Source organism: Putridiphycobacter roseus (assembly GCF_003234935.1).
Lineage (GTDB): Bacteria > Bacteroidota > Bacteroidia > Flavobacteriales_D > Crocinitomicaceae > Putridiphycobacter > Putridiphycobacter roseus.
Genome location: NZ_QKSB01000019.1, coordinates 1 through 22,110, shown reverse-complemented (window position 1 = coordinate 22,110; position 22,110 = coordinate 1). Strand labels below are relative to the sequence as shown.

General features: G+C 33.7%; 20 protein-coding genes. 14 read left to right on the top strand and 6 right to left on the bottom strand.

What is annotated here, in order from left to right; all coding sequences use genetic code 11:
- The 5 genes from DNU06_RS16795 to DNU06_RS16775 all read left to right on the top strand — a co-directional run.
- Positions 1–2,061, top strand: a 2,061-nt coding sequence (locus tag DNU06_RS16795) for a T9SS type B sorting domain-containing protein (RefSeq protein ID WP_146239300.1), incomplete at its 5' end; no start/stop codon positions are given.
- Positions 2,062–2,117: 56 nt separating this feature from the next.
- Entirely contained in the window at positions 2,118–3,044 is a 927-nt protein-coding gene (locus DNU06_RS16790) for a PorP/SprF family type IX secretion system membrane protein (protein WP_158526941.1), read from the top strand.
- A gap of 10 nt (positions 3,045–3,054) precedes the next feature.
- On the top strand, positions 3,055–5,292 hold the full coding sequence (locus DNU06_RS16785; RefSeq protein ID WP_158526940.1) for an OmpA family protein: 2,238 nt from the start codon (positions 3,055–3,057) through the stop codon (positions 5,290–5,292).
- A 194-nt stretch (positions 5,293–5,486) separates the two neighbouring features.
- On the top strand, positions 5,487–8,618 hold the full coding sequence (locus DNU06_RS16780) for a fibronectin type III domain-containing protein (RefSeq protein WP_111064665.1): 3,132 nt from the start codon (positions 5,487–5,489) through the stop codon (positions 8,616–8,618).
- Positions 8,619–8,758: 140 nt separating this feature from the next.
- Positions 8,759–10,291 carry a hypothetical protein gene (locus DNU06_RS16775; RefSeq protein WP_111064664.1) on the top strand — a complete coding sequence of 511 codons (1,533 nt, stop codon included), beginning with the start codon at positions 8,759–8,761 and terminating at the stop codon, positions 10,289–10,291.
- A 35-nt stretch (positions 10,292–10,326) separates the two neighbouring features.
- On the opposite strand, the gene DNU06_RS16770 is transcribed toward DNU06_RS16775, so the two are convergent.
- Both DNU06_RS16770 and DNU06_RS16765 read right to left on the bottom strand, forming a co-directional pair.
- The gene (locus DNU06_RS16770; protein WP_111064663.1) at positions 10,327–10,941 is read right to left on the bottom strand and encodes a YceI family protein; all 615 of its coding nucleotides are present in this window, start codon (positions 10,939–10,941) and stop codon (positions 10,327–10,329) included.
- A 53-nt stretch (positions 10,942–10,994) separates the two neighbouring features.
- Positions 10,995–11,984 (bottom strand): YihY/virulence factor BrkB family protein, encoded by a 990-nt coding sequence (locus DNU06_RS16765; RefSeq protein WP_111064662.1) that lies wholly within the window; start codon positions 11,982–11,984, stop codon positions 10,995–10,997.
- Positions 11,985–12,083: 99 nt separating this feature from the next.
- Between DNU06_RS16765 and DNU06_RS16760 the strand changes: the two genes are divergently transcribed.
- Positions 12,084–12,953, top strand: coding sequence for a bestrophin family protein (locus tag DNU06_RS16760; protein ID WP_111064661.1), 870 nt, complete (start codon positions 12,084–12,086; stop codon positions 12,951–12,953).
- On the opposite strand, the gene DNU06_RS16755 is transcribed toward DNU06_RS16760, so the two are convergent.
- A complete protein-coding gene (locus DNU06_RS16755; protein ID WP_111064660.1) occupies positions 12,942–13,550 on the bottom strand; it encodes a thymidine kinase in 609 nt (202 codons plus the stop codon). The genes DNU06_RS16760 and DNU06_RS16755 overlap by 12 nt on opposite strands.
- Positions 13,551–13,623: 73 nt before the next feature.
- On the opposite strand from DNU06_RS16755, the gene DNU06_RS16750 reads away from it, so the two are divergent.
- The 6 genes from DNU06_RS16750 to DNU06_RS16725 all read left to right on the top strand — a co-directional run bounded on the left by DNU06_RS16750 (position 13,624) and on the right by DNU06_RS16725 (position 18,813).
- Positions 13,624–14,340, top strand: a complete 717-nt coding sequence (locus DNU06_RS16750; protein ID WP_111064659.1) for a hypothetical protein — start codon at positions 13,624–13,626, stop codon at positions 14,338–14,340.
- Positions 14,337–15,581 carry a M28 family metallopeptidase gene (locus tag DNU06_RS16745; protein ID WP_111064658.1) on the top strand — a complete coding sequence of 415 codons (1,245 nt, stop codon included), beginning with the start codon at positions 14,337–14,339 and terminating at the stop codon, positions 15,579–15,581. Before DNU06_RS16750 ends, DNU06_RS16745 begins: the two co-directional genes overlap by 4 nt.
- Before the next feature lie 107 nt (positions 15,582–15,688).
- A complete protein-coding gene (locus DNU06_RS16740) occupies positions 15,689–16,714 on the top strand; it encodes a tetratricopeptide repeat protein (RefSeq protein WP_111064657.1) in 1,026 nt (341 codons plus the stop codon).
- On the top strand, positions 16,714–17,340 hold the full coding sequence (locus tag DNU06_RS16735) for a hypothetical protein (protein ID WP_111064656.1): 627 nt from the start codon (positions 16,714–16,716) through the stop codon (positions 17,338–17,340). Before DNU06_RS16740 ends, DNU06_RS16735 begins: the two co-directional genes overlap by 1 nt.
- Positions 17,341–17,395: 55 nt before the next feature.
- Complete coding sequence (gene idi, locus DNU06_RS16730; protein WP_111064655.1) at positions 17,396–17,911, top strand: isopentenyl-diphosphate Delta-isomerase; 516 nt, start codon at positions 17,396–17,398, stop codon at positions 17,909–17,911.
- Positions 17,908–18,813: a TIGR01777 family oxidoreductase gene (locus DNU06_RS16725; protein WP_111064654.1), complete on the top strand. Its 906-nt coding sequence runs from the start codon at positions 17,908–17,910 to the stop codon at positions 18,811–18,813. Before idi ends, DNU06_RS16725 begins: the two co-directional genes overlap by 4 nt.
- On the opposite strand, the gene DNU06_RS16720 is transcribed toward DNU06_RS16725, so the two are convergent.
- Genes DNU06_RS16720 through DNU06_RS16710 form a run of 3 tightly spaced genes read right to left on the bottom strand, consistent with a single transcriptional unit; the run spans position 18,810 to position 20,551 of the window.
- The gene (locus DNU06_RS16720; RefSeq protein ID WP_233503066.1) at positions 18,810–19,823 is read right to left on the bottom strand and encodes a radical SAM/SPASM domain-containing protein; all 1,014 of its coding nucleotides are present in this window, start codon (positions 19,821–19,823) and stop codon (positions 18,810–18,812) included. The genes DNU06_RS16725 and DNU06_RS16720 overlap by 4 nt on opposite strands.
- Positions 19,824–19,852: 29 nt before the next feature.
- Positions 19,853–20,152, bottom strand: a complete 300-nt coding sequence (gene trxA, locus DNU06_RS16715) for a thioredoxin (protein ID WP_111064652.1) — start codon at positions 20,150–20,152, stop codon at positions 19,853–19,855.
- A 3-nt stretch (positions 20,153–20,155) separates the two neighbouring features.
- Positions 20,156–20,551, bottom strand: coding sequence for a DUF983 domain-containing protein (locus DNU06_RS16710; RefSeq protein ID WP_111064651.1), 396 nt, complete (start codon positions 20,549–20,551; stop codon positions 20,156–20,158).
- Between the two features lie 385 nt (positions 20,552–20,936).
- Here DNU06_RS16710 and DNU06_RS16705 point away from each other — a divergent pair, with 385 nt between their 5' ends.
- The gene (locus DNU06_RS16705; RefSeq protein ID WP_146239299.1) at positions 20,937–21,536 is read left to right on the top strand and encodes a hypothetical protein; all 600 of its coding nucleotides are present in this window, start codon (positions 20,937–20,939) and stop codon (positions 21,534–21,536) included.
- A 218-nt stretch (positions 21,537–21,754) separates the two neighbouring features.
- Complete coding sequence (locus tag DNU06_RS17765) at positions 21,755–21,967, top strand: hypothetical protein (RefSeq protein WP_146239298.1); 213 nt, start codon at positions 21,755–21,757, stop codon at positions 21,965–21,967.
- Positions 21,968–22,110 lie beyond the last annotated feature (143 nt).

The following is a 22,110-nucleotide window of genomic DNA, read 5'->3' as shown; positions in this document are numbered from 1 at the left end:
AACAGTGGAACAGCAATCGATCCAGTAAACACAGATGGTGCGACAGATAACCCAGATTATTTAGATTTAGATTCAGACAATGATGGCGAATCCGATTTATTAGAAGGACACGATACCAATGGTAATGGTGTAATTGATGGAACAGAATTAGCCCCAGCAGGAACAGATGCAGACGCAGATGGTTTGGATGATAATTTTGACAGCATGCCATTAACGACATTGAACACTTTTACCAATGCAGCCAACGGAACAATCGATCCAGCAACAGACGGCGTATTTGCAGATGCAGATGCACCAGGTTTAGGCGATTTGGATTACAGAGAGTTTGATACAGATGGTGATGGAATTTCAGATTTAATGGATCTGGATAATGACAATGACGGTATTCCTGATCTAATAGAAGATGCAGATGCAGATGGAGATGGAAACCCTTTAACTAATCCAACGGATACAGATGGAGATGGTATTCCAGATATTTATGATTTAGATTCCGATAATGATGGGACTCCGGATATTGTTGAAGCTGGAGGTGTTGATGTTAATAATGATGGTCGAGTGGATGATTTAAATCCAGATGGCACGTTAATTAATGATACAGATGGAGATGGTTTGGATGATGCTTATGATGCCGATAATGGTGGAGTTGCTATTTTAAATCTGGATACAGATGGAGATGGTCAACATGACTTTCAAGATGTAGATTCCGATAATGATGGCATTATGGATATTGTTGAAAACGGTGGTATAGATATAGATGGAGATGGTCAAGTGGATGATTGGAAGGATACAGATGGAGATGGTATCCCAGATTATGCAGATGTAGATCAGACAGGAGGAACGGATACAGATGGAGATGGAATTGATGATCTTGCAGATGTAGATCAAACAGGTGGATTAGATACAGATGGAGATGGTATAGATGATTTATTGGATGAAGACCCAGACGGCGACGGATGGGATAATGATGACCAATCTAATGGAGATGAAGATACAGATGGAGACGGAATTCCTGATTATTTAGACCTAGATTCTGATAATGATGGTACACCTGATATTATTGAAGACGGTGGAGTTGATAACAATGGAGATGGTAGAATAGATGATTTTACAGATTTAGATGGAGATGGTGCTGATGATAATAATATGACATCAGGTCAATTGGATACAGATGGAGACGGTGTGCCAGATCATGAAGATTTAGATTCTGATAATGACGGAATACCAGATACTATTGAAAATGATGTGCCGGATGAGGATGGAGATGGTATCATAGACGATTTCACAGATGTAGACGGTGATGGTTTAGACGATAATAATCCAACAATTATTCCTTTAGATACAGATGGTGACGGTATACCAGATTATTTAGATTTGGATTCAGATGGAGATGGAATTAGTGATATTATTGAAGGAGGAGGAGTAGATAATGACGGAGATGGTGTAATCGATAATTTCGACGACGCAAATGGAGATGGGTTTGATGATAATGATGGTGTAATACCACCAGACACGGATGGTGATGGTAAACCAGATTTTCAAGATGTGGATTCGGATGATGATGGTGTGTTAGACCAAGATGAAAATGATGTCGACGGTGACGGTCATGGTCCAGACGATACAGATGGAGATGGTATACCAGATTATTTAGATGTTGATGATGATGCGGATGGCATTTTAACCATGAATGAGTTAGATGAAAATAAGGATGGTTTCTTAGATGATTGTGATCAAGATGGGACACCTGATTATTTAGATCCTGATCCTTGTGAATTAACAATTCCAGATGTAATTACGCCAAATGGGGATGGAAAAAATGATTATTTCGTGATTAAAGGAATCGGACAATATCCAAATTCTAAAATTCAAATGTTTAATAGATGGGGTAATATTGTATACTCTAATTTAGATAAAGATGGTGGCTACCAAAATGATTGGGATGGAACAAATCAATATGGAATGACGGTAGGGAATAGAGAACTTCCTGTCGGAACTTATTTTTATGTCCTGCAATTAGGAGATGGAAGCGAACTTATAAAAGGATATATTTATTTAACTAAATAAAAAATTAAGAGCAGGTGGTAATGCATTTTATCGCCTGCTGTTTTAAAAAGAGAGCTATGAAAAATATTATATTATCATTTTTTGCCTTAATTGTTGGCTTGCAAGTGCAGGCCCAACAAGAAGCAATGTTTACACATTATTCATTTAATACTTTAGCGGTTAATCCTGCCTATGCAGGTAGTAGGGACGCACTAACTATAACTGGTTTGGGTCGATTTCAATGGGTTAATTTTGAAGGTGCGCCTAAAACAAATACATTAACAGCGCATGCACCAATACTTAATGAAAATTTAGGGGTTGGATTATCATTCTTAAATGATAGAATTGGACCGACAAATTCTAATTCTATATTTATTGACTTAGCCTACAAAATAAAAGTAGGCCCAGGAAAACTTGCATTTGGTTTAAAAGGTGGGGTGAATATGCTGAACAATGATTTAAATAGCTTAACTGCTATTGACGATAATGATGAGTTTTTAGCAGGTGTAAATACGCCTACGCAAATTCTGCCTAACGTTGGTGCGGGACTTTATTATAATACTGAAAAATACTATGTGGGACTTTCAACTCCTAGGTTGTTAGAAAATGATTTTAAAAATAGTATAGTAACCCAAGCAAAGGAAGCCAGACATTATTATCTGATTGCTGGTACAGTGTTTTCAATCTCTAAAAAACAAAATATAAAATTAAGACCAACGGCCTTGGTAAAAGTAACACAAGCCGCACCTGTGGAACTGGACTTAACAGCTTTGGTATATTTTAATGATGTTTTTTGGGTTGGTCCTATGTTTAGGACTGGTGATGCAGCAGGTATTTTAGCTGGCCTTAATGTCACAGATCAGTTTTCTTTTGGCTATTCATTTGACTGGTCATATACCAACAAAACAATTACGTATAAAAATTATGGCTCGCATGAACTCATGTTGAGATATGATTTGTTTTACAATAACAAACAAAAAATTAGATCACCAAGATATTTTTAAAATAGAACTCATGAAAAATTATATATTAGTTTCACTTTTTATTTGTTTTGCCTTTCAAATTCTTGGGCAAGAGGAAAATGCTGCAACCCTTAAAAAAGCAGAAAGTTTGTACGAAGATTATTCTTTTGATAAGGCGATTTCTAAGTATTCTGAAGCACAAGATGGAAGTCCTGAAGTGTTGAGAAGACTTGCAGAAAGTTTTTATAAAATTGGAAATATTGAAAAAGCGGAAGTACTGTATGGGAAATTGGCAAATGGAGAAGGAACTATTCCAAGTGATGTTTATATGTATGCTGCTGCTTTGATGCAAAACAAAAAATATACGGAAGCTAGAGCAGCTATGGTTCAATATAACACTTTAAACCCAGATGATTCTAGAGGTCAAGCTTACTTGTCAAATGAAGATTTAATTAAAGAATTACAAAAAAATAAAGGCCAATTTGCCATTAAAAATTTAGCGATTAATTCTCCCCAAGAAGATTTTTCTCCAGCGTATTTTAAAAGTAAATTGGTTTTTACTTCTAGTAGAGAAGGTGTAGTCCCAATTAGAAGAAAATGGAATTGGAATAAATTACCATTTCTGGATGTTTATGTAGCAGATATTGATGCTGAAGGTGAATTGTCAGAACTAAAGCAATTGAACAAAGTCATGAATAAAAAATACCATGAGGGACCAATTTGTTACAATAAAAGAGAGAACATGATGGCCTATACCCGAAATAATTACCAAGGTAAAAGTAAAGAAGGTGTGGTGAAGTTACAAATATATATCACCAGAAAATTAAGTGGTGATTGGGAAGAACCTTGGTCTTTTCCACTTAATTCTAACGAGTATTCTGTCGGGCATCCTGCATTCTCCACGGATTCTAAATGGTTATATTTTGCTTCTGATATGCCAGGAGGATTCGGGGGAGTAGATTTGTATAAAATTAGTATGGGTACTGATTCTACTTTTGGCGAAGCAATCAATTTGGGAGCAGATATTAATACCGAAGGAGATGAAATGTTTCCTACTATTCACCAAGATGGCATTTTAGCCTACGCTTCAAACGGTCATCCTGGACTAGGTGGATTGGATGTTTTTGTAGTTCAGTTAAAAGAAGATGGTGCACTTGGAAAAATGTACAATTTAGGTAGTCCCGTTAACTCTAATAGAGATGACTTTTCTTTTATTCTTAATAAAAATATGAAATCTGGTTATTTTGCCTCTAACCGTTTGGATGGAAAAGGAGATGATGATTTGTATTATTTTGATTTATTAAAACCAATTACTTTTGGTAAGGAAATTAAAGGTACTGTAAAAAGTAAAACTGGGGAATTATTGGCAAATACCACCGTGAAATTATTGGATGAAGAAGGAAATACCATTGATTCTGTCGTGACGGATGAAAGTGGTGCTTACTCTTTTAATGTAGATGCCGATAAAAAGTTTGCTTTAAGCGGTCAAAAGGAAAAATATTTTGAGGCGGAAAATGTAGTCGATACAGATACAGAAGAAGCTGTAATTGTTGCCGATATAGCATTAGAAAAAGACCCAGGTTTATCCTTGTACGCTCTTGTTACGGATAAAAAAGAAAACACGCCTTTGGCGGATGTAGACATGAAAATTGTAGACAATATTACTGGGGAAGAAATTTTGTTTAAAACTGGGGAGACTGGGGATTATAAAAAGCCCTTAGCTGATAAGAAAATTGACGAAAGAGGTAGTTATAATATTACCCTTGAAAAAGAAGGTTATTTGACTAAAACTGTCACTTATAATGTCTTATTTGAAAAACCTGGTATTTATAATGTACATGAAAGTTTAGATTTGGCAATGGATAAATTAGAGGTTGGTGGTGATATCTCTAAATTGATTGAAATAAATCCTATTTATTTTGACTTTAATAAATTTAATATTCGGGAAGATGCAGCGCTCGAACTCGATAAAATTGTAACAGTGATGAATCAGTATCCCGGGATGGAAATTGAACTGGGGTCACATACAGATTCTCGTGGTTCCGCATCTTATAACATGAGACTTTCTGATAAAAGGGCAAAAGCAAGTGCGAAATATATTAAAAAGCATATAACAAATCCAGATAGAATTACTGGAAAAGGATACGGAGAAACAAAATTGATAAACCAATGTAGTGATGGTGTGAAATGTTCAGATGAAGAACACCAAGAAAATAGAAGAACAGAGTTTATTATTATCAAACTAGATGAAAAAGTAAAGGCAAATAATTCCAGTCCTAATTCTTTATAAAAATTAATTAACTAATCGTTTTAAAGGCTCTAACTTATGTAAGGGCCTTTATTATTAGCGCTATATCTTGATTGTCGGTCGCTGTACTTGATGAGTGGTTTAAAGTAATATTGTGTTAAATTAATGTTACGGTTAGGAAACTATTTTTTTTATCCGTAAGTTCGTTATAACTATATTATTATAAAACAAAAATTATGAAGAAAATTTACTTTATTTTAAACATGCTATTTCTTGGTGTGACAACAGCCTTTGCACAGGGGGAAACTTGTGCAACGGCTGTTTCTGTCAACGCGGGGACTTATGTATCTAACGGTGCTGCTACTGGCGGAGGTGCTTCTACTCAAGGCACCAATGCGGATTGGTATTCTTTTACACCTGTATGTGATGGTGTGATGAGTGTCGGATCTTGCGGTGGCGGTGTGGATACGCAACTTTATTTGCATTCTGGTGCTTGTGGCGCATTGACGCAAGTTGGATTTGCAGATGATAACTGTACTATGGGACCAGGGCAATCTGGTTATGCTTCTGAAGTGGCAAACCTTAATGTTACAGGTGGTACAACTTACTATATTGAATGGACAGATTATTGGTCTTCTGCAGCAACGCCTTGGTTTTTAGAATTTACAATTGGAGGTGGCGTTCAAAATGTGGTTAATGTTCCTTCTATTAATAGTTCTGATATCAGCTGGTCTGCTGCTGGAGCAGAAACGTCTTGGGATATTCAATGGGGACCTTCCGGTTTTAGTTTAGGTGCTGCTTTTTCTGCAACTGTAACTGACCCAACACAAGTAAATACTTTTTACACCATGACAAACCTAATGCCTGAAACAACTTATGATGTATATATTGCAGTAGGTGGTTCTGGTTGTTTTGTTGGACCATTGTCAATTACAACATTGCCTTTATGTCCTGTTCCTACTAATTTAGCAAGTAGTCCATTAACTAATTCTGCAATCTTAACTTGGGATTTAGGAAATGTAGAAACTTCATGGGATTTACAATACGGACCAGCAGGAACACCAATTGGTGATGCCGGTATGGATTTTAATAATACCGTAAATGCTGCTGCAAATAACGCACTGAATATTGCTTCTTGTACAGACTATCATTGGTATGTTAGGGCTATTTGTACTAATTATACGCCAACTTTGTATTCTGCTTGGGTAGGACCAGTTTCATTTTCTACGGATTGTGTTTGTCCAGATCCTTCTAATTTAACGGCTTCTGAAGATCCAAATTCACCATTTAATTATATCTTAGAATGGGATGATAATGGCTCAGGACCACAGTGGAATGTGCAATATGGTGCAACTGGTTTTCCTTTTGGATCAGGGACAATTGTAACTGCAAATTCAAATCCTTATTTATTAACTGGTTTAATACCAGGAACAGAATATGATTATTACGTGCAAGGTAACTGTGGTTCTACTGCGGATTCCATGTCACAATGGATTGGACCATTTACGTTTACTACTCCAATATATTGTGAAGCGCCAACAGCGTTGAGTGTATCAAATATCACTACTTCTCAAGCGAGCATTAACTGGACTAGTCCGAATGCATCCTCTTGGACGATTGAATGGGGTGCTGCAGGATTTACACAAGGGAATGGAACTACTTCTACTATCAATTCTAATAATGCAACCCTAACAGGTTTAACACCTGCCACTGATTATTGTTATTATGTAAAAGCAAATTGTGGTGCTACAATTGATTTAATGAGTAATTGGGCTGGGCCTTATTGTTTTACTTCATTGGCTTCTTGTCCAGCTCCTTCTAATTTGAATGTTGCAAACATATCTGTTACATCTGCTACTTTAACGTGGCAAATTGGTGGTTCTGAAACTGCTTGGGATATTGAATGGGGATTCCCTGGATTTACACCATTTACAGGACAAGAAGAAGGTTCAGCTAGTGTTACAAATGCTATTCCATCTTATTATGTAACTGGCTTAAACTCATCTGCACCTTATGAATTTTATGTAAGTGCAGCATGTGGTGGTACAGATGGTAATTCATCTTGGACTGGTCCATTTCAATTTACTACTATATTAGAAAATGACTTGCCTTGTGGTGCCGTTGAATTATTAGTTGACGGTGTGGTGAATGTGCATACAAATGCAAATTCAAGTTATACGGAAAGTGCAATCGCTCCACCATTTGCTTTTGCTTATGGTAATAATTGGTATAACAGTGCAACTGGAACTTCTTATCCGCTAAAAACAGTATGGTTTAAATTTAAAGCCCCTGCTTCAGGAAAAGTTGAAATTTCTACTGTAAATAGCGTAACCCAAACTAATGATAGACAAACGCAACTTGCATTGTATACTGTTGGATTGTGTTCTAATTATGGTACTTATAATTTTGTGGAAGCAAATACTTTCCATACAAACACTTATCGACCAGCTATACGTGGTTCTAAAATACTGTCTTGTGAATTAAATCCAGGACAATATTATTACGTTATGGCCAGCCATTGGGGTAACTCTACAGGAACAACTGGTTCTCAACCTGGTACTTTTGGAATTTCTGTAACAGATTTACCAGATAGCTATAGTGGAACTGCAACGCCAATTACAATTTGTGGTGATGGATCTGATATTGATTTATTTTCTACTATTGATGGCTATTCTTCTACAACAGGTACTTGGTATAACCCTAGTATTTCTAATCCAGGTTTCACAACACCAGGTAGTGCAAGTGTAATTTCTTTGCCAACAGGTGCTGGAACTTATACTTTTGATTATGTTATTGCTAATGCATGTGGTGCAGATACGGTTTCAACCAGTATTTCTTCTGTAGCACCTTCAAGTGCAGGTATGGATGGTGCATTTACTACCTGTAATACAGATGATGTAGTTTTAATTAGCCACTTAAACGGATTTGTAGACCTAGGTGGTCAATGGACTGATGTTAATGGTTTATTCAATGTGTCAAATGGGATTTTCAATAGTTATGGTGCACAATATGGTACTTATACTTTTGAATATACTGTTGGTAGTGGAAATGGATGTGATCCAGATACTTCTTATGTAAGTATTACTTTAACGGATAATTGTTTAGGTCTTGATGGAGACGCTGCAGTGAGTAACTTAGAAGTATATCCTAATCCAGTAGTGGACGTGATGACTATTGCTAATTTGAATATTGAAGGTCCAGCATCTTTGAATATTTATGATGCACAAGGTAAAATAGTATTACAAAGCGATATCTCAAATTATTATGGAAACTTAACGGTAGACATGACTAAATTGGAATCTGGAATGTATACTTTAGAAATTAATGCTGAAACTGCTGTTGAAAAACATAGAGTGGTAAAGCAATAATTAGATAACTATATAATTAATAAAAGGCTACTCGTAAGAGTAGCCTTTTTTGTTGCCATATAATCAAAGGTTTTCACACTTAAAAATATATACTATTGATATAACATACTATTTCATATTTTTAAGTAAAACCCCTTTATATGGCAAATTCATACTCTGATAATTTATTTGAACTCATAAAAAGTTTGTCCAAATCTGAAAAAAGATTTTACAAATTGTATGCAGCGAGACATACCATAGGTACTAAAAATAACGCCATCCTTATTTTTGATTATATCGCGAAGATGAAAGTATATGATGAGGCATTATTAAAAGAAAAGTTAAAAGGAAACAATTTCTTAAATCAATTTTCAATTACGAAAAATAGAATTTACGAGCAAATATTGGATAGTTTAAACGATTACCATCAAAAAAATGCCGTAGAATCTGCACTAAATAATAGTTTGAATGGCGCTAATATTTTGTATGAAAAAGGATTGTATCAACAATTTAAAAAAAGAATAGAAGCAGTAAAAAGAAAAGCGCAAAAACACAAACTAAATAAAGTATTATTTCGAATTATTCAACTCGAAAAGGCGTTGTATGAAAAACAAGCTTATGCGAGCATGGATAAAAATGAAATTGAAACTTTTATTGCAGGCGAGGTGGAACTATTAGAAACCTTAAAAGTTCAAAGTAATCTATGGCAAATAAAGTCCTTGTTATTTAAAAAAATTAACGAGCTTGGTACGGTACGGTCAAAAGAAGATGTTATGGCTTTAGAATTGATAATTCAGCCTTTAAATGCTATCGAATACTTAGCAGAAGATTGGGAAAGTGCTTATCTCTATCATCATATTACCAGCGGTTATTATTTTGCTATTTACGATATTGATAATTGTTCAAAACACCTGAGTATATTAATTCAATTATACGAAGCAAATCCCGACCTCATCAAACAAAATCCAAATCGTTATTTTTCCATTATAACAAATTTTATTTATTGTGAAACGAAAAGAAGTAACTTTGAAATAGCACAAAACTATTTGAATTTATTGGATAAATTTAAATCAGATTATACCGTTAATAAAGATTTAGAAATCAAGTTCTTTTCTAGTGTCGGTAGCTTGAAATTATTTTTATTTATTGAAACAGGGAATTATACTGAAGCCAATGCTTTGATAAAAGAAATTGACCTCGGCATTGAACAATATGAAGGAAAAATAGGATTGATGCGTTCTGCTTACTTAAACTTTCAAATTGGTGTGGCTTTTCTTTCTCAAGGTGCATTTAAAGAATCACTTACTTATATTAATAAAGTGTTGAATGAAAAAAGCCTATTGCAAAGACAGGATATATATTCCTTTTCACTTTTATTACAATTGATTATTCATTTTGAATTGAAAAACTACCGCTTTATTCCATATATTTTAAATACGACAAAGCGTTTTTTAAAAGAGAAGAATAGATTATACACTTTTGAATCTATTTTCTTAAAGGTGATTCAAAAGATTAAAGACGAAAATCTAAATCGAATGGATGTTGAGGAAGTGCTTGCTTCTTTAACTCCTGAAATAGAAAAATTAAAAGAAGATAAATTTGAGAAAACAGCTTTTGACTATTTTGATTTTAGCGCTTGGTTAAAAAGTAAAATTGAAAATAAAACTTACTTAGAAATAAAAAAAGCAGGATAAAATCCTGCTTTTTTTTATTTCGTTAATTGTTGTAATTACTTACAGTCTTTTTTTAATGTCGTTTCTACGTTTATTTCAACTTCTGTCCATAATTTACTTACGCCATCCGCTCCCTTGTGCAAGTCGCTACAAACGTTATTTAAAGAATCAATGGCATAACCAGCATCAAAATCATTCATATCTATGGTAGTTGCAAAACTGATTTTTTGGCCATCTACTGTTACTGCGCCATTATAATCTTTAGAAACACCATTCATAGTAATCTCTACGTTTGCATCTGTCGCATTGATTGATTTTACAACCCCAGATATAACCTCTGTAGATTCCATTTGGTCAAAAAAGCTTGCTTTAATTTTTGGATCACGAATCTCATTATTAGAGTTTACACCACTCGTTGGAATGGTAAAGCTTGCTCCAGTTAAGGTTTTAAACATATCCTCGGATGCTTGAGAGATCAATACATTCACTTCATTGAAAGTTCCACCAACGGCAGTTTTTTCATTAAATTTAAAGGCATTCCAATTTACTTTTGTACTTAAATCGTCATAACTGTAAGTACAAACTTCTGTTGTTTCTTCTACTGCTTTTGGCGCTTCATTTCCACAAGATAAAAATAGAGTGGCCACGAAACCAAGATATAAATATTTCATAATAGTTAAGTTTTTTTCAAAGTTAGTGAATAATTCATATCAAAAACATCAATTTATTGATAAGCTTCTGGAATACTTTCTTCCAATTTACTAAAATCTTCTAGTTTCTTTTTCATCATGGCACCATGGATGCTTGCGTTTAATTCAAAACCAATTAATAGGGCATAAGCATTTAAATAAATCCAGATTAATATTATCATTACCGTACCAACCGAACCGTATAGTTCATTGTAATTTGCAAAGTTTTTTATGTATAAAGAATAGACCAGGAAGATTAAAATTATTAAAACTGTTGCCAATGTAGCGCCAGCAGATAAAAATTTAAAAGTAGACTGGTTTGATGGTCCTAAATAATAAAGAACCGCAATACTAAAATAGATTATTGTACCAATAATTATAAAACCTAAACTATAATTTATCCAACCATAATTATTGGCGATAAATTCAAAATCCTCGGCGCCAATTTGCAGTAATTTTCGTTGCCAAACCATCAGTAAAAACATAAAGATGATGGAAAAAATAAAGCCAATTACTAAGGCAAATGAAATCATTCTGGTAGAAAACCAAGAACGTTTTTCAAATTTAATTTTGGAGGAATTAAATGACTTTATCATGACTGAAAAACCATTAGAAATAAAGTAAAGCGCCATGATAAACCCAATAGATAATATAGAATTCACCGTCGAATTTTCAAATTCACCTAATCCGTCTATAAGTTTATCGACCAAGATTTCGGGAATAAAACCAGATAAAATAGGAATAATGTCTTGTTTTAAATCAAAAAATGGAACGTATGCACAAGAAACAACTAACACCAAGGCTAAAGGAATTAATGCCAAGTAAAAATGGAATGCCAAAGAGGAGGCCCTGGTCCCAATCAAACCCTTTCTAATGGTCCACATAAAAAAGAAAATGATTTCCCACAATGAAACACCCTCAAAACCAGGAAGAATTATTTTTCTTGTAATGTGAATGGTTTTTCTAACCATGGTTACCCTTAGTATTCTAAATAATCGGATGATTTTGGTAATGATAGTTTGCATAATAATAAAAGTAAATATAATTGAATTTATGTTAAATAATTATTTTGCGCTGATTAGTAAACTTATATTTGACTTTTCAATTCAAAAAAATTTTTAAAAATGATTAAGTACAATCCTAAAACATGGTTTATTCATATTTTTAACTTCCGAAAAAGTGATACATTCATTATTTTGTGGAAAGAATTGGTCTTAATCGCATTATTTACTTTAGGATTGACCTATTTGGAAATTCATTTTATGAGCAATCATGAAATGTTAAAAGGGTTAATGAGTGTTTATTCTTTAGTAGGCTTTGTAATTTCTTTATTATTGGTCTTTAGAACCAATACCGCTTATGAACGTTGGTGGGAAGGGAGAAAAAAATGGGGTGAATTGGTGAATAATTCTAGAAATTTAGCCATAAAAATAAGCACCATGCTTAGTAATCCTGCAGATAAATTATTCTTTAATAGAATGATATCAAATTATGCTTTTGGCATGAAAGAACATTTGAGAGATGGGCTAAGGTTAGAGGAATTAGATTTGACAGAAGAAGAAAAGCTGGAGATTGCAAATTATGTGCACAAACCCAATTATATCATACAAAAAATGTATGCTAGAATTCAAGCAATTAAAGAAAATGGTGAAATAACCCAAGTGGAATACCTAGCAATTGACACTAATCTAAAAACTTTTAGTGATATTATTGGAGCTTGTGAAAGGATTAAAAATACACCCATTCCTTTTTCTTATTCCTCTTTCTTAAAAAAGTTTATTTTTATCTATGTTGTAACTTTGCCCTTGGCTTTTGTAAGTACTTTTGGTTATTATTCTGCCATTATAGCCACCTTTGTATTTTATGTCTTGGTAAGTATGGAAATTTTAGCGGAAGAAATCGAAGATCCTTTTGGTGTGGATGAAAATGATTTGCCAACACAGGAATTGTGTGTGAAAATAAAATCAAATGTGACGGAAATATTACGCTTTTAATACTTCCAGATAACAACTTCTGCAAAGCGGCACATACTTGTCTTTTTCACCCAAAACTAAGGTTTCTACTTCCGTTGTTGTCCTGTGAGAAAAGCTTGCGTGTCCAGCACAAAAGTTACAAACGGCATTTAATTTGATGATTTCATCTGCAAGGGATAATAAGGCAGGCATAGATCCAAATGGTCTGGCTTTAAAGTCGAAATCCAACCCTGAAATAATAACAATTTTGTTTTTGCGGGTTAAGCTTTGACAAACGTTTACTATTTCATCTCCAAAAAATTGTGCTTCATCAATTGCAAATACATCCGTTTTATCTGCAAAGGCATACAATTCTTCTGCATTTGTAATTCCTATTGCTGCTATGCTTTTATTGTCGTGAGATACAATTTCTTTTGTAGCGTATCTATGGTCTAATTGGGGTTTAAAAACTTGAATACGCCGATCTTGCGCAGCATAGGTATGGATGATGTTAATCAATTTTGTGGTTTTACCAGAAAACATGGGACCACATATTACACGTAGTTTAGCGTTTTCTTCAATGGTCGTAAATTGACCTTTTAATGCGGTTTTAACATCCCTTTTGTGAGAAATTTCCAAAATATATCTGTTTTAATCTCAAATATAAACTTAAATTTATACCATTCTAAAAATTGTGCATAACTAAGAAAAAATGGGTAAAACAAATTTCCACAGCTTACAAGAATTGGCATCCAGTTTAAAAGACAAGGTTGAAAAATTAGCATCCGGTAGTCTGCCAATTGATGAAGTAGAAGCGTTGACCGAATCTGCGAAAGAGATTTATGAACGATTAGTAATCATTCGTTATAAATCTTATGAGAACAACAACGAAAAAGTGGTAGAAAAAGTACAGAAAGCTGTGGCTAAAAAAGTAGAGGAAAAAGAGGAGTTAGTAGGTTCGGAAGAAGAATTAATGATGTTTGATTTTACGGAATCTGAGCCAATAATTCAAGAACCGGAAGTAAAAGAAGCGCCAGAAATTGTTCCTGATATTACAATAGATCTACCCATAGAACAAGCAGAATTTCACCCAAACCATGTTGAAGAGAACTTGACGGAGAAAAAGGAAGGTTCTTTGAATGATCATTTTAAAAAAGAAGATGATTCTGTAGGGAATAAATTATCGAAATCACCAATACCGGATTTAAAAGCCCACATTGGTATGAATCATAAATTTACCTATATAAGAGAATTATTTAATGGTAACAGTGAAGATTATAATGTGGCTGTTGAAAATTTAAATCAAAGTGGTTCAAAAGCCGCAGCATTTTCGTTGCTAGAAAATATGCAGAAAGCACACAGCTGGGACTTAGAAAGCCAAACCGTTCTTAATTTTACGGAACTAATAGAAAGGAGATTTACAAATTGAAAATTATAATAAGCATATTTTTTATCTGTAATTTGTTCTTCAGTTGGGGACAAAAACAATATGCTGAAAGTATATTAAATGACCTTTGTAGCGATTATTACGCGGGTAGAGGTTATGTAGAAGATGGTGTGGATAAAGCAGGGAATTACCTGATAAAAGCCTTCAAAAATATCGGTGTGGCACCATTTCCAGGTAGGTCCTATTCGCAAAATTACACTTTTGATGTTAACACGTTTCCTAAGGATGTAGCGGTACAATTAGACAAAGAAACTTTAGTGGCAGGAGTTGACTATCTCGTAGATGCAAATTCAGGAAAAACGGTAGGTACTTACGAACCAATTAATATTTCCATCAATAATTACACAACAGATATAAAGCAGTTAAAAAATAGCTTGCGCTTTAAAACAATTTTGGTTTTTGATGCACGAACGATTAAAAGTAGAGACAGTATTCAGGCTTACCATCAATTGGCTATCGCCTCCACTAAATATTACCCAATAATTTGGGTTTCTGATGCTAAATTAATGTACAGTGTAGGGCGTCAGCAATATAAAAATGCTTTAATCACTGTGCTTGGAAATAAATATACTCCTGCCAAAAAAATAACGATTCAAATTGAACCTGAATTTAAAAAGGACTTCGAAAATAAAAATATCATAGGATTTATTCCAGGAAAAAAAGATAAAAAGTATATCGTTTTAACTGGTCATTACGATCACTTAGGAAAAATGGGACAAGCTATGTTTCCTGGAGCGAACGATAATGCAAGTGGCGTAGCTATGCTTCTTTCCTTAGCAAAATATTATACTTTAAATCGACCAAAATATAGTCTGGTTATTATTTTGTTTAGTGGAGAAGAAGCCGGATTAGAAGGCTCAAAATATTTTGTGAATCACCCGTTTTTTCCACTCGAAAAAATTAAATTTTTACTCAATGTTGATATTATGGGCAGTGCCAGTGACGGTATTACGGTTGTTAATGGAAATGTACACCCAAAGTATTTTAAAAAGTTAGAGAAACTAAATAAAAAAGGAAATTATTTACCTTTAGTAAAAAAACGAGGCCCAACACAAAATTCTGACCATTATTTCTTTAGTCAAACAGGGGTACCTTCCTTTTTTGTATATACTATGGGAGACTGCAAAAATTACCATGATGTTTACGATACAGCTGCCCAAACTAGCTTGAATAATTTTGACCAAGTTTTAGCCCTGTTTATCGACTTTATTGATAAAATGTAAAGACGCAGAATTACCACCATTAGACTTGTATGTTTATGAATAATTAATAAAATTATGCTTACATTTTGTTAAAATAAACCCTTATTTTTGGACTTAAATATTTTTTTATGATCAGGATTGCTTTTATCTTATTAATCACCATGCTGGTGGCTTGTCAACCAAAAGAAACGAATACGGAAGAAAAACCTCAGGTTATTGCTGAAGTAGATAGTTTTAAAATATTATCGGACGCTATTGCTAATGCCTCTTCTGATGCGAAAAATTGGGTGAATCGTGCAGATTATTTTATAAAAATAGGAAATATAAAAGATGCTAAAATTGATTTAGAAAAGGCTATTTTACTAGATTCTACTAATACGACTTATCGGTATAAATATGGTAATGTATTAATAGGAGTATTGGATTTGGCAGGTGCTAAATATAATTTTGAATATGTGATAAAAAGAGATACCATGCATGCAGAAGCTTATGTTGGTTTAGGTAGAGTATATGCCTTAATTGACAATGCTGGTGTTGCAACTGCTTATTTAAATAAAGCGTATAAGATTAATAAAAACTTACCAGAAGCTTACTTTTTAGAAGGATTAATTTATCGCTCAGACTATCAAGAAACAGAAAGACCGGAAAGTTGGAAACGTGCAAAATCATCTTTTCAAACTGCGGTGGAGCAAAATCCAAATTTTTATGATGCACACATTATGCTAGGGGTGATGAACGCGGCAGAAGATAATGTAGAGGCATTAGATAATTTTAATTCTGCATTGGCTATTGCGCCAGAAAGTACAGAGGCTTGGTATAATAAAGGTATTTATTACCAAGAACATAAAAAGTATTCCCAAGCAAAATATTGTTACCGAAAAATAGTAGCCTTAGATACCGCTTTTTATGAAGCTTATTATAATCAGGGTTACATTCAAAATGGTTTAGATAAAAATTACGATAGCGCCATTTACTTTTTTGAAAAAGCAACGTTAATTGATAGTCTTTCCGCTAACGCATTTAACAATTTAGGTTTGGCGCACGAATACAAAGGTAATGATCAAATGGCCATTAAATATTATAAAAAGGCAATTCAACTTCAACCCGATTTTGCGTTGGCTAAAAAGAACCTTGATATTGTATTGGCCAAATAATGAATGTAGTAAACCTACTTAAAAACCCCAATGTACAACAAAATGCATTGGAACTTTTATTTCCAATTATTGGTTTTGTGTTTTTTGATTGGTCTTTTTTAGTAATCATTCTATTTTATTTAACCGACCAATTAGGAGTAGAAATTGCTTATTTAATGCGATTAAAATTCGTAGAGAAAATATTTTTACCCATAAAAAAATGGCTTTTTCCTATAGCAATTGTAAGTAGTGTTACTTTTTTTGTCGTTGAATTCTTGTGGATAGAAAGACTTTTCTTAACCGAGAAATTTGATTGTTCTACCAATTATTTTTGGCTGGAAATGCAACAATTCTTAAAACAAGAGTTTTTGTTTTTTCTACCTGTATTAGTCTACATGAATTACTTTAAGGACAAGATGACTTTTTATAAATCTAAATTACCTTATGAAAATTCTCCGGAAAGGATGTTGGCTTTTCAAATTACAATATATTTGGCGCGATTGACTTGTGTTGGATTAGTGGTTTTATTATGGTATATTTTTAAGTGGAGTGATTTAGCCTTTGTATTTATTATACCAGTTTTAAAGCTGATTTTTGATGCTTGGTTGATGCCTTGGGGTAAAATCAATTTATTCAAAGGAATTTAATTGGTATTCCCAAAACAATCCATTATTTTAGTTGAAATATAAAGGTACTTTACCCATGCGTGAATTTGTGATTTTAGTAAATGAGTTAGACCAAGAACTTGGTTTGATGGAGAAAATGGAAGCACATGAAAAAGGAATATTACACCGGGCTTTTAGTGTTTTTATATTCAATAAAAAAGGTCAAATGTTATTGCAGCAAAGAGCAGCAACCAAATACCATTCCCCCAATTTATGGACAAATGCCTGCTGTAGTCACCCCAGAAAGGGAGAAGATATAACTGCAGCCGCTAAAAGAAGGTTAAAAGAAGAAATGGGGATGGACTGTACCATTGAGCGACAGTTTCATTTTATTTATAAAGCCATATTGGATCAAAATATGATTGAGCATGAACTAGATCATGTTTTTACTGCTGTTACTGATGATTTGCCAAGATTAAACTTAAACGAAGCCAAAGCTTATCGCTATGCATATCCTGTGGATATCTTAGCCGAAATTAAAACAGATCCGACTAGTTTTACGGAATGGTTTAAAATATGCTTGCAAGAAGTCTTAAAAACACATGAAATATGAATGTCTTAATTGCTGGAGGAACAGGACTTGTTGGAAGTAGGTTGACGGAAATGCTAATTAAAAAAGGATATACCGTCCACATTTTGACCAGAAAAAAATTACAAAATTCCATATCTATTAAATATTTTCAATGGGTAATTGGAAAGAGTATAGAGGAGGGTGCCTTTGAAAATCTGTCGGGTATTATTAATCTCACCGGCGAAGGTATTGCAGATGGTCGTTGGACTAATTCACAGAAGGAACGCATCATGAATAGTCGAACCCAGTCTGCTGATTTTTTAGGGACTGGTTTAAAAGATGCAAAAATTAGCGTGCCTGTTTATATTTCTGCTTCCGGTATCAATTATTATGCAAACTCAAAAACTAAAAAATATATAGAAGTTGATCCTGCAGGAAATGGATTTGTGCAAGCGGTTTGTGTACAGTGGGAAAAACACGCTTTTGATTTACAACCTGTGGCAAATCGAGTGGTAGTTTTAAGAACTGGTTTGGTGTTGGCGAGCCAAAAAAGCTTCTTACAAAAGTTTACTTTTTCCACTAAATTTATGGTCGGCGCAGTGTTTGGGGACGGAAAACAATTTATTTCGTGGATTCACATAGATGATTTGTGCAGATACTATATTAAATCATTGGAAGATACAGATATTACTGGCGCTTACAACGCAGGGGTATGTGAAGATGAAAATCAAAATAGCTTTTTAAAAACGTTTAAAAACGTTTACAACACAAACTTCATACCCTTTAAAATTCCTAAATTTGTCAGTAAATTGATTTTTGGAGAAATGGCTATTTTGCTAAATGGTGGGGTAGCAGTTTCGCATCAAAAAATGCTAGAGACTGGATTTGAATTAAACTATCCGTCTTTAAAAACTGCACTAGAAGATTTAAAAAACAAAACCTAAATCCAAATTTTTGATCCTTCCGAACAGTTTTGACAAATGTCAATTTCTGATCGGTTCTTCAGTATTTTTTGTCTAAAATCGTTGTATAAACCATTTTTCCATATCGACTGAAATTCTGCTTTTGAAATCTCACCCATTTTATATTTTGCATCCTTATCGAAACAACATGGAACAATGGTACCATCCCAAGTAAAGACACAAGTACTCCACATACGCCAGCAATAATTGCTCATTTTGTTTTTTAAAGCAAATGTGCCGTCAGCTTTTTCTTTATAACGAGAATATTTTTCATTTTTGGGAATCAATCGATTCCCCTTTTCGTAATTATAAACTTGTATGGTTTTTAAGTTCAAGTTATCGGCACCATATTTTTCAACCCAAGTTTTTACTTCTGGAATTTGATGTTCGTTTTGAGCGGTCACCAAAAACTGAATGGAAACAATGGGGTGTTTCACATTGGCTTCCTTTTTAGCGGCTTGAATATTTTTTAAGCCTTGTAAAACGGTATCCAGTTTACCTTCAATTCTGTAATTTTCATAAGTTTCTTGCGTCGTTCCGTCTAAGGAAACAATCATTTCACTCAAACCAGATGCGACGACTTCTGCGGCAATTTTTGGAGAAATAAAGTGGGCATTAGTCGAAGTCAGAACATAAATGTTTTTAGCCCTGGCTGCTTTTACAAAATCTAAAAAATTGGGATTGATAAATGGTTCTCCCTGAAAATAGTAATTGATGTATTGTAAGTCCTTGCCTAAACTATCTAAAATAGCGGTATTAATTTTTGGCTTTAAATTGCCTGTAGCACGCGTAAATTGCCTCAAGCCACTCGGACATTCTGGGCACTTTAAATTACAGGCAGTGGTGGGTTCAATAGAAATGGCAATTGGATTGCCCCAATGGATAGGTTTCTTGGTCCAAATAGATAAGGTATAAGATAATTTTAACAAGCCAAAATTCCATATTCTAGCAAGGGTAAAAGTTTTAAGTATCTGTAATTTTTTGCGAACCAAAATCTAATTTTCGGACTAAATTACTGCTTTTACTTAGAATACTGGTCGATTAGTTTTATCAATTCATTTTCGGGTACAACCCCTGATTGACGCCAAACTTGTTTTCCTGCTTTGTATAATATCATGGTTGGAACACCACGTACCATTAACTTACTAGCAATGCCTTGGTTTTTATCGACATCAATTTTAATAATTTTCACTTTTTCTCCCCTTTGTTTTGATACATTTTCAAGAATGGGTCCTAAAGCCTTACAAGGACCACACCAAGTGGCAAAAAAATCAACTAACACTACGTCAGATTTACTAATAATATCTCCAAATTTACTCATCTTTTATTTATTAAATATTTCTCTTTTACCATAACTAGAAAACAAATTCATCCAAATGATTCTGCTTAATCTAAAGGCTATAGGTGTAAATAATACTATTCCTATTATAATAATAAAAATATAGGCATAATACGGCGTCTCAGGAAAAAGCACGTAGGTGGCCATAAACAAAGCTACTGCAATGGCAATAGACAATCCATAACTTACATACATAGCACCAAAAAAGAAGCCATTTTCAATTTCAAATTTGTGGTTACAATAACTGCAATGGGTATGCGATTTGTCAAAGGTTTTTAAATTGTAAGCTTGTCTGTTGATATAGTAATCACCTTCCTGACAAACAGGACATTTTTGATTGAGAATACTGTATAGTTGCGAGCCTTTTGTTGATTCCAACATGCTTTTATTTTTTACAAAAGTAAGGATTTTTTTGAAGCTATTTTGTGAGTTTTGTCACTTTTGAATTTAATTAACACCTACACTTACATGTCGTTTGGACGTCGAAGCAAACGATACCTTACAACTATAGCTACGCAGTAGTTGCACTGCTGCACTTCAAAATTCATTGTGACATTTATTGGCAACGATTGCTGTACTCCCAACTATCCAAAATCATCTTATCATAGCTGTGCATTAGTTGCACTACTGCGCCATTATAACGCACACCAATTGTTAATAAAAATGAACTAGCTGCGCAGCTATTATTCATAAATATATAACAAACAGCTAATTGTAATAAATTAATTTTATTCGTAAATTGCAAAAGCAAAATAATGAACGGCTTATGAAATCACAGGATATATTCAAAAAATTAAGGTTTTATAGTTTCATGGTAATGTGCATACTAATGATTAGCGCTAAATGTACAAAAACTACTATTGAGCCCACACCACCAAAAACACCTTTAGAACAATTACCTGCGGCTACCCAAACTGGCGCTAATACATTTGGTTGCATAGTAGATGGGGAGGTCTATATTCCGAAAGGGAACTTTAGTTATAAAGCAATAGAAGGCCCAAGTTATTATCAAAACGAGGGGCTTTTTATAATTAATACATTGAATATTAAGGACTTTGATGATTGGATATATGTATGTATATATATAAAAAATGCAGTTTATTACACTGGAATATACAGCAATATAGGTTACACAACTTCTTCCTTTGATGATAGAGTCGTTGAAGTTTTTCATGAAGATAGTAATGCTTTTGTAGTGTACTCTGTTGATTCAACTGTAAACCATTATGTCGAAATCACTAAATTAGATCTTGATAATAAAATTGTATCAGGCCTATTTGAATTTACAGCAATCACCGAAGATAAAACAGACACCATAAAAATAACGAATGGTCGTTTTGACCTCAATAATTTATTCGTTCAATAATTCTTCCCTCACTTCCGAAAGGAAATCTTAGTTATAAGGCGATAGAAAAACAACGATATGATGAAAATGTTGGTTCACTCCGATTTCTAGCACGAAATGTAAAAGACTTCGGTAGTGGGATAGGAGTATATATTTATGTATATATAAAAAATGATGTCTATTCAACTGGCATCTAAACTGATATAGCATATGCTAGTTCTAATTCAAGCTACCCGGGTGTGGAAATTGTTGATAAGTCGGGCGACATAACCACTGTAGAGAGAAGGTTTATTGACTCTACAAAATCACATTTTATTGAAATTACAAAACTAGACTTGGAAAATAAGATAGTCTCAGGCTTATTCGAATTTACAGCAATCACCGAAGATAAATCGGACACTATCAAAATAACCAATGGTCGATTTGACCTCAATAATTTATTCGTTCAATAATTCTCCCCGCTGCGCAGTAGTTGCACTGCTGCGCCATCATCAACGTACAATACATTTTTTTTCGTATTTTTACTTGTATTAAAACAGGTGTAAAACATACAATTAAGAAAAATACAAGTTATTATTTAACATTAACTGTTGTC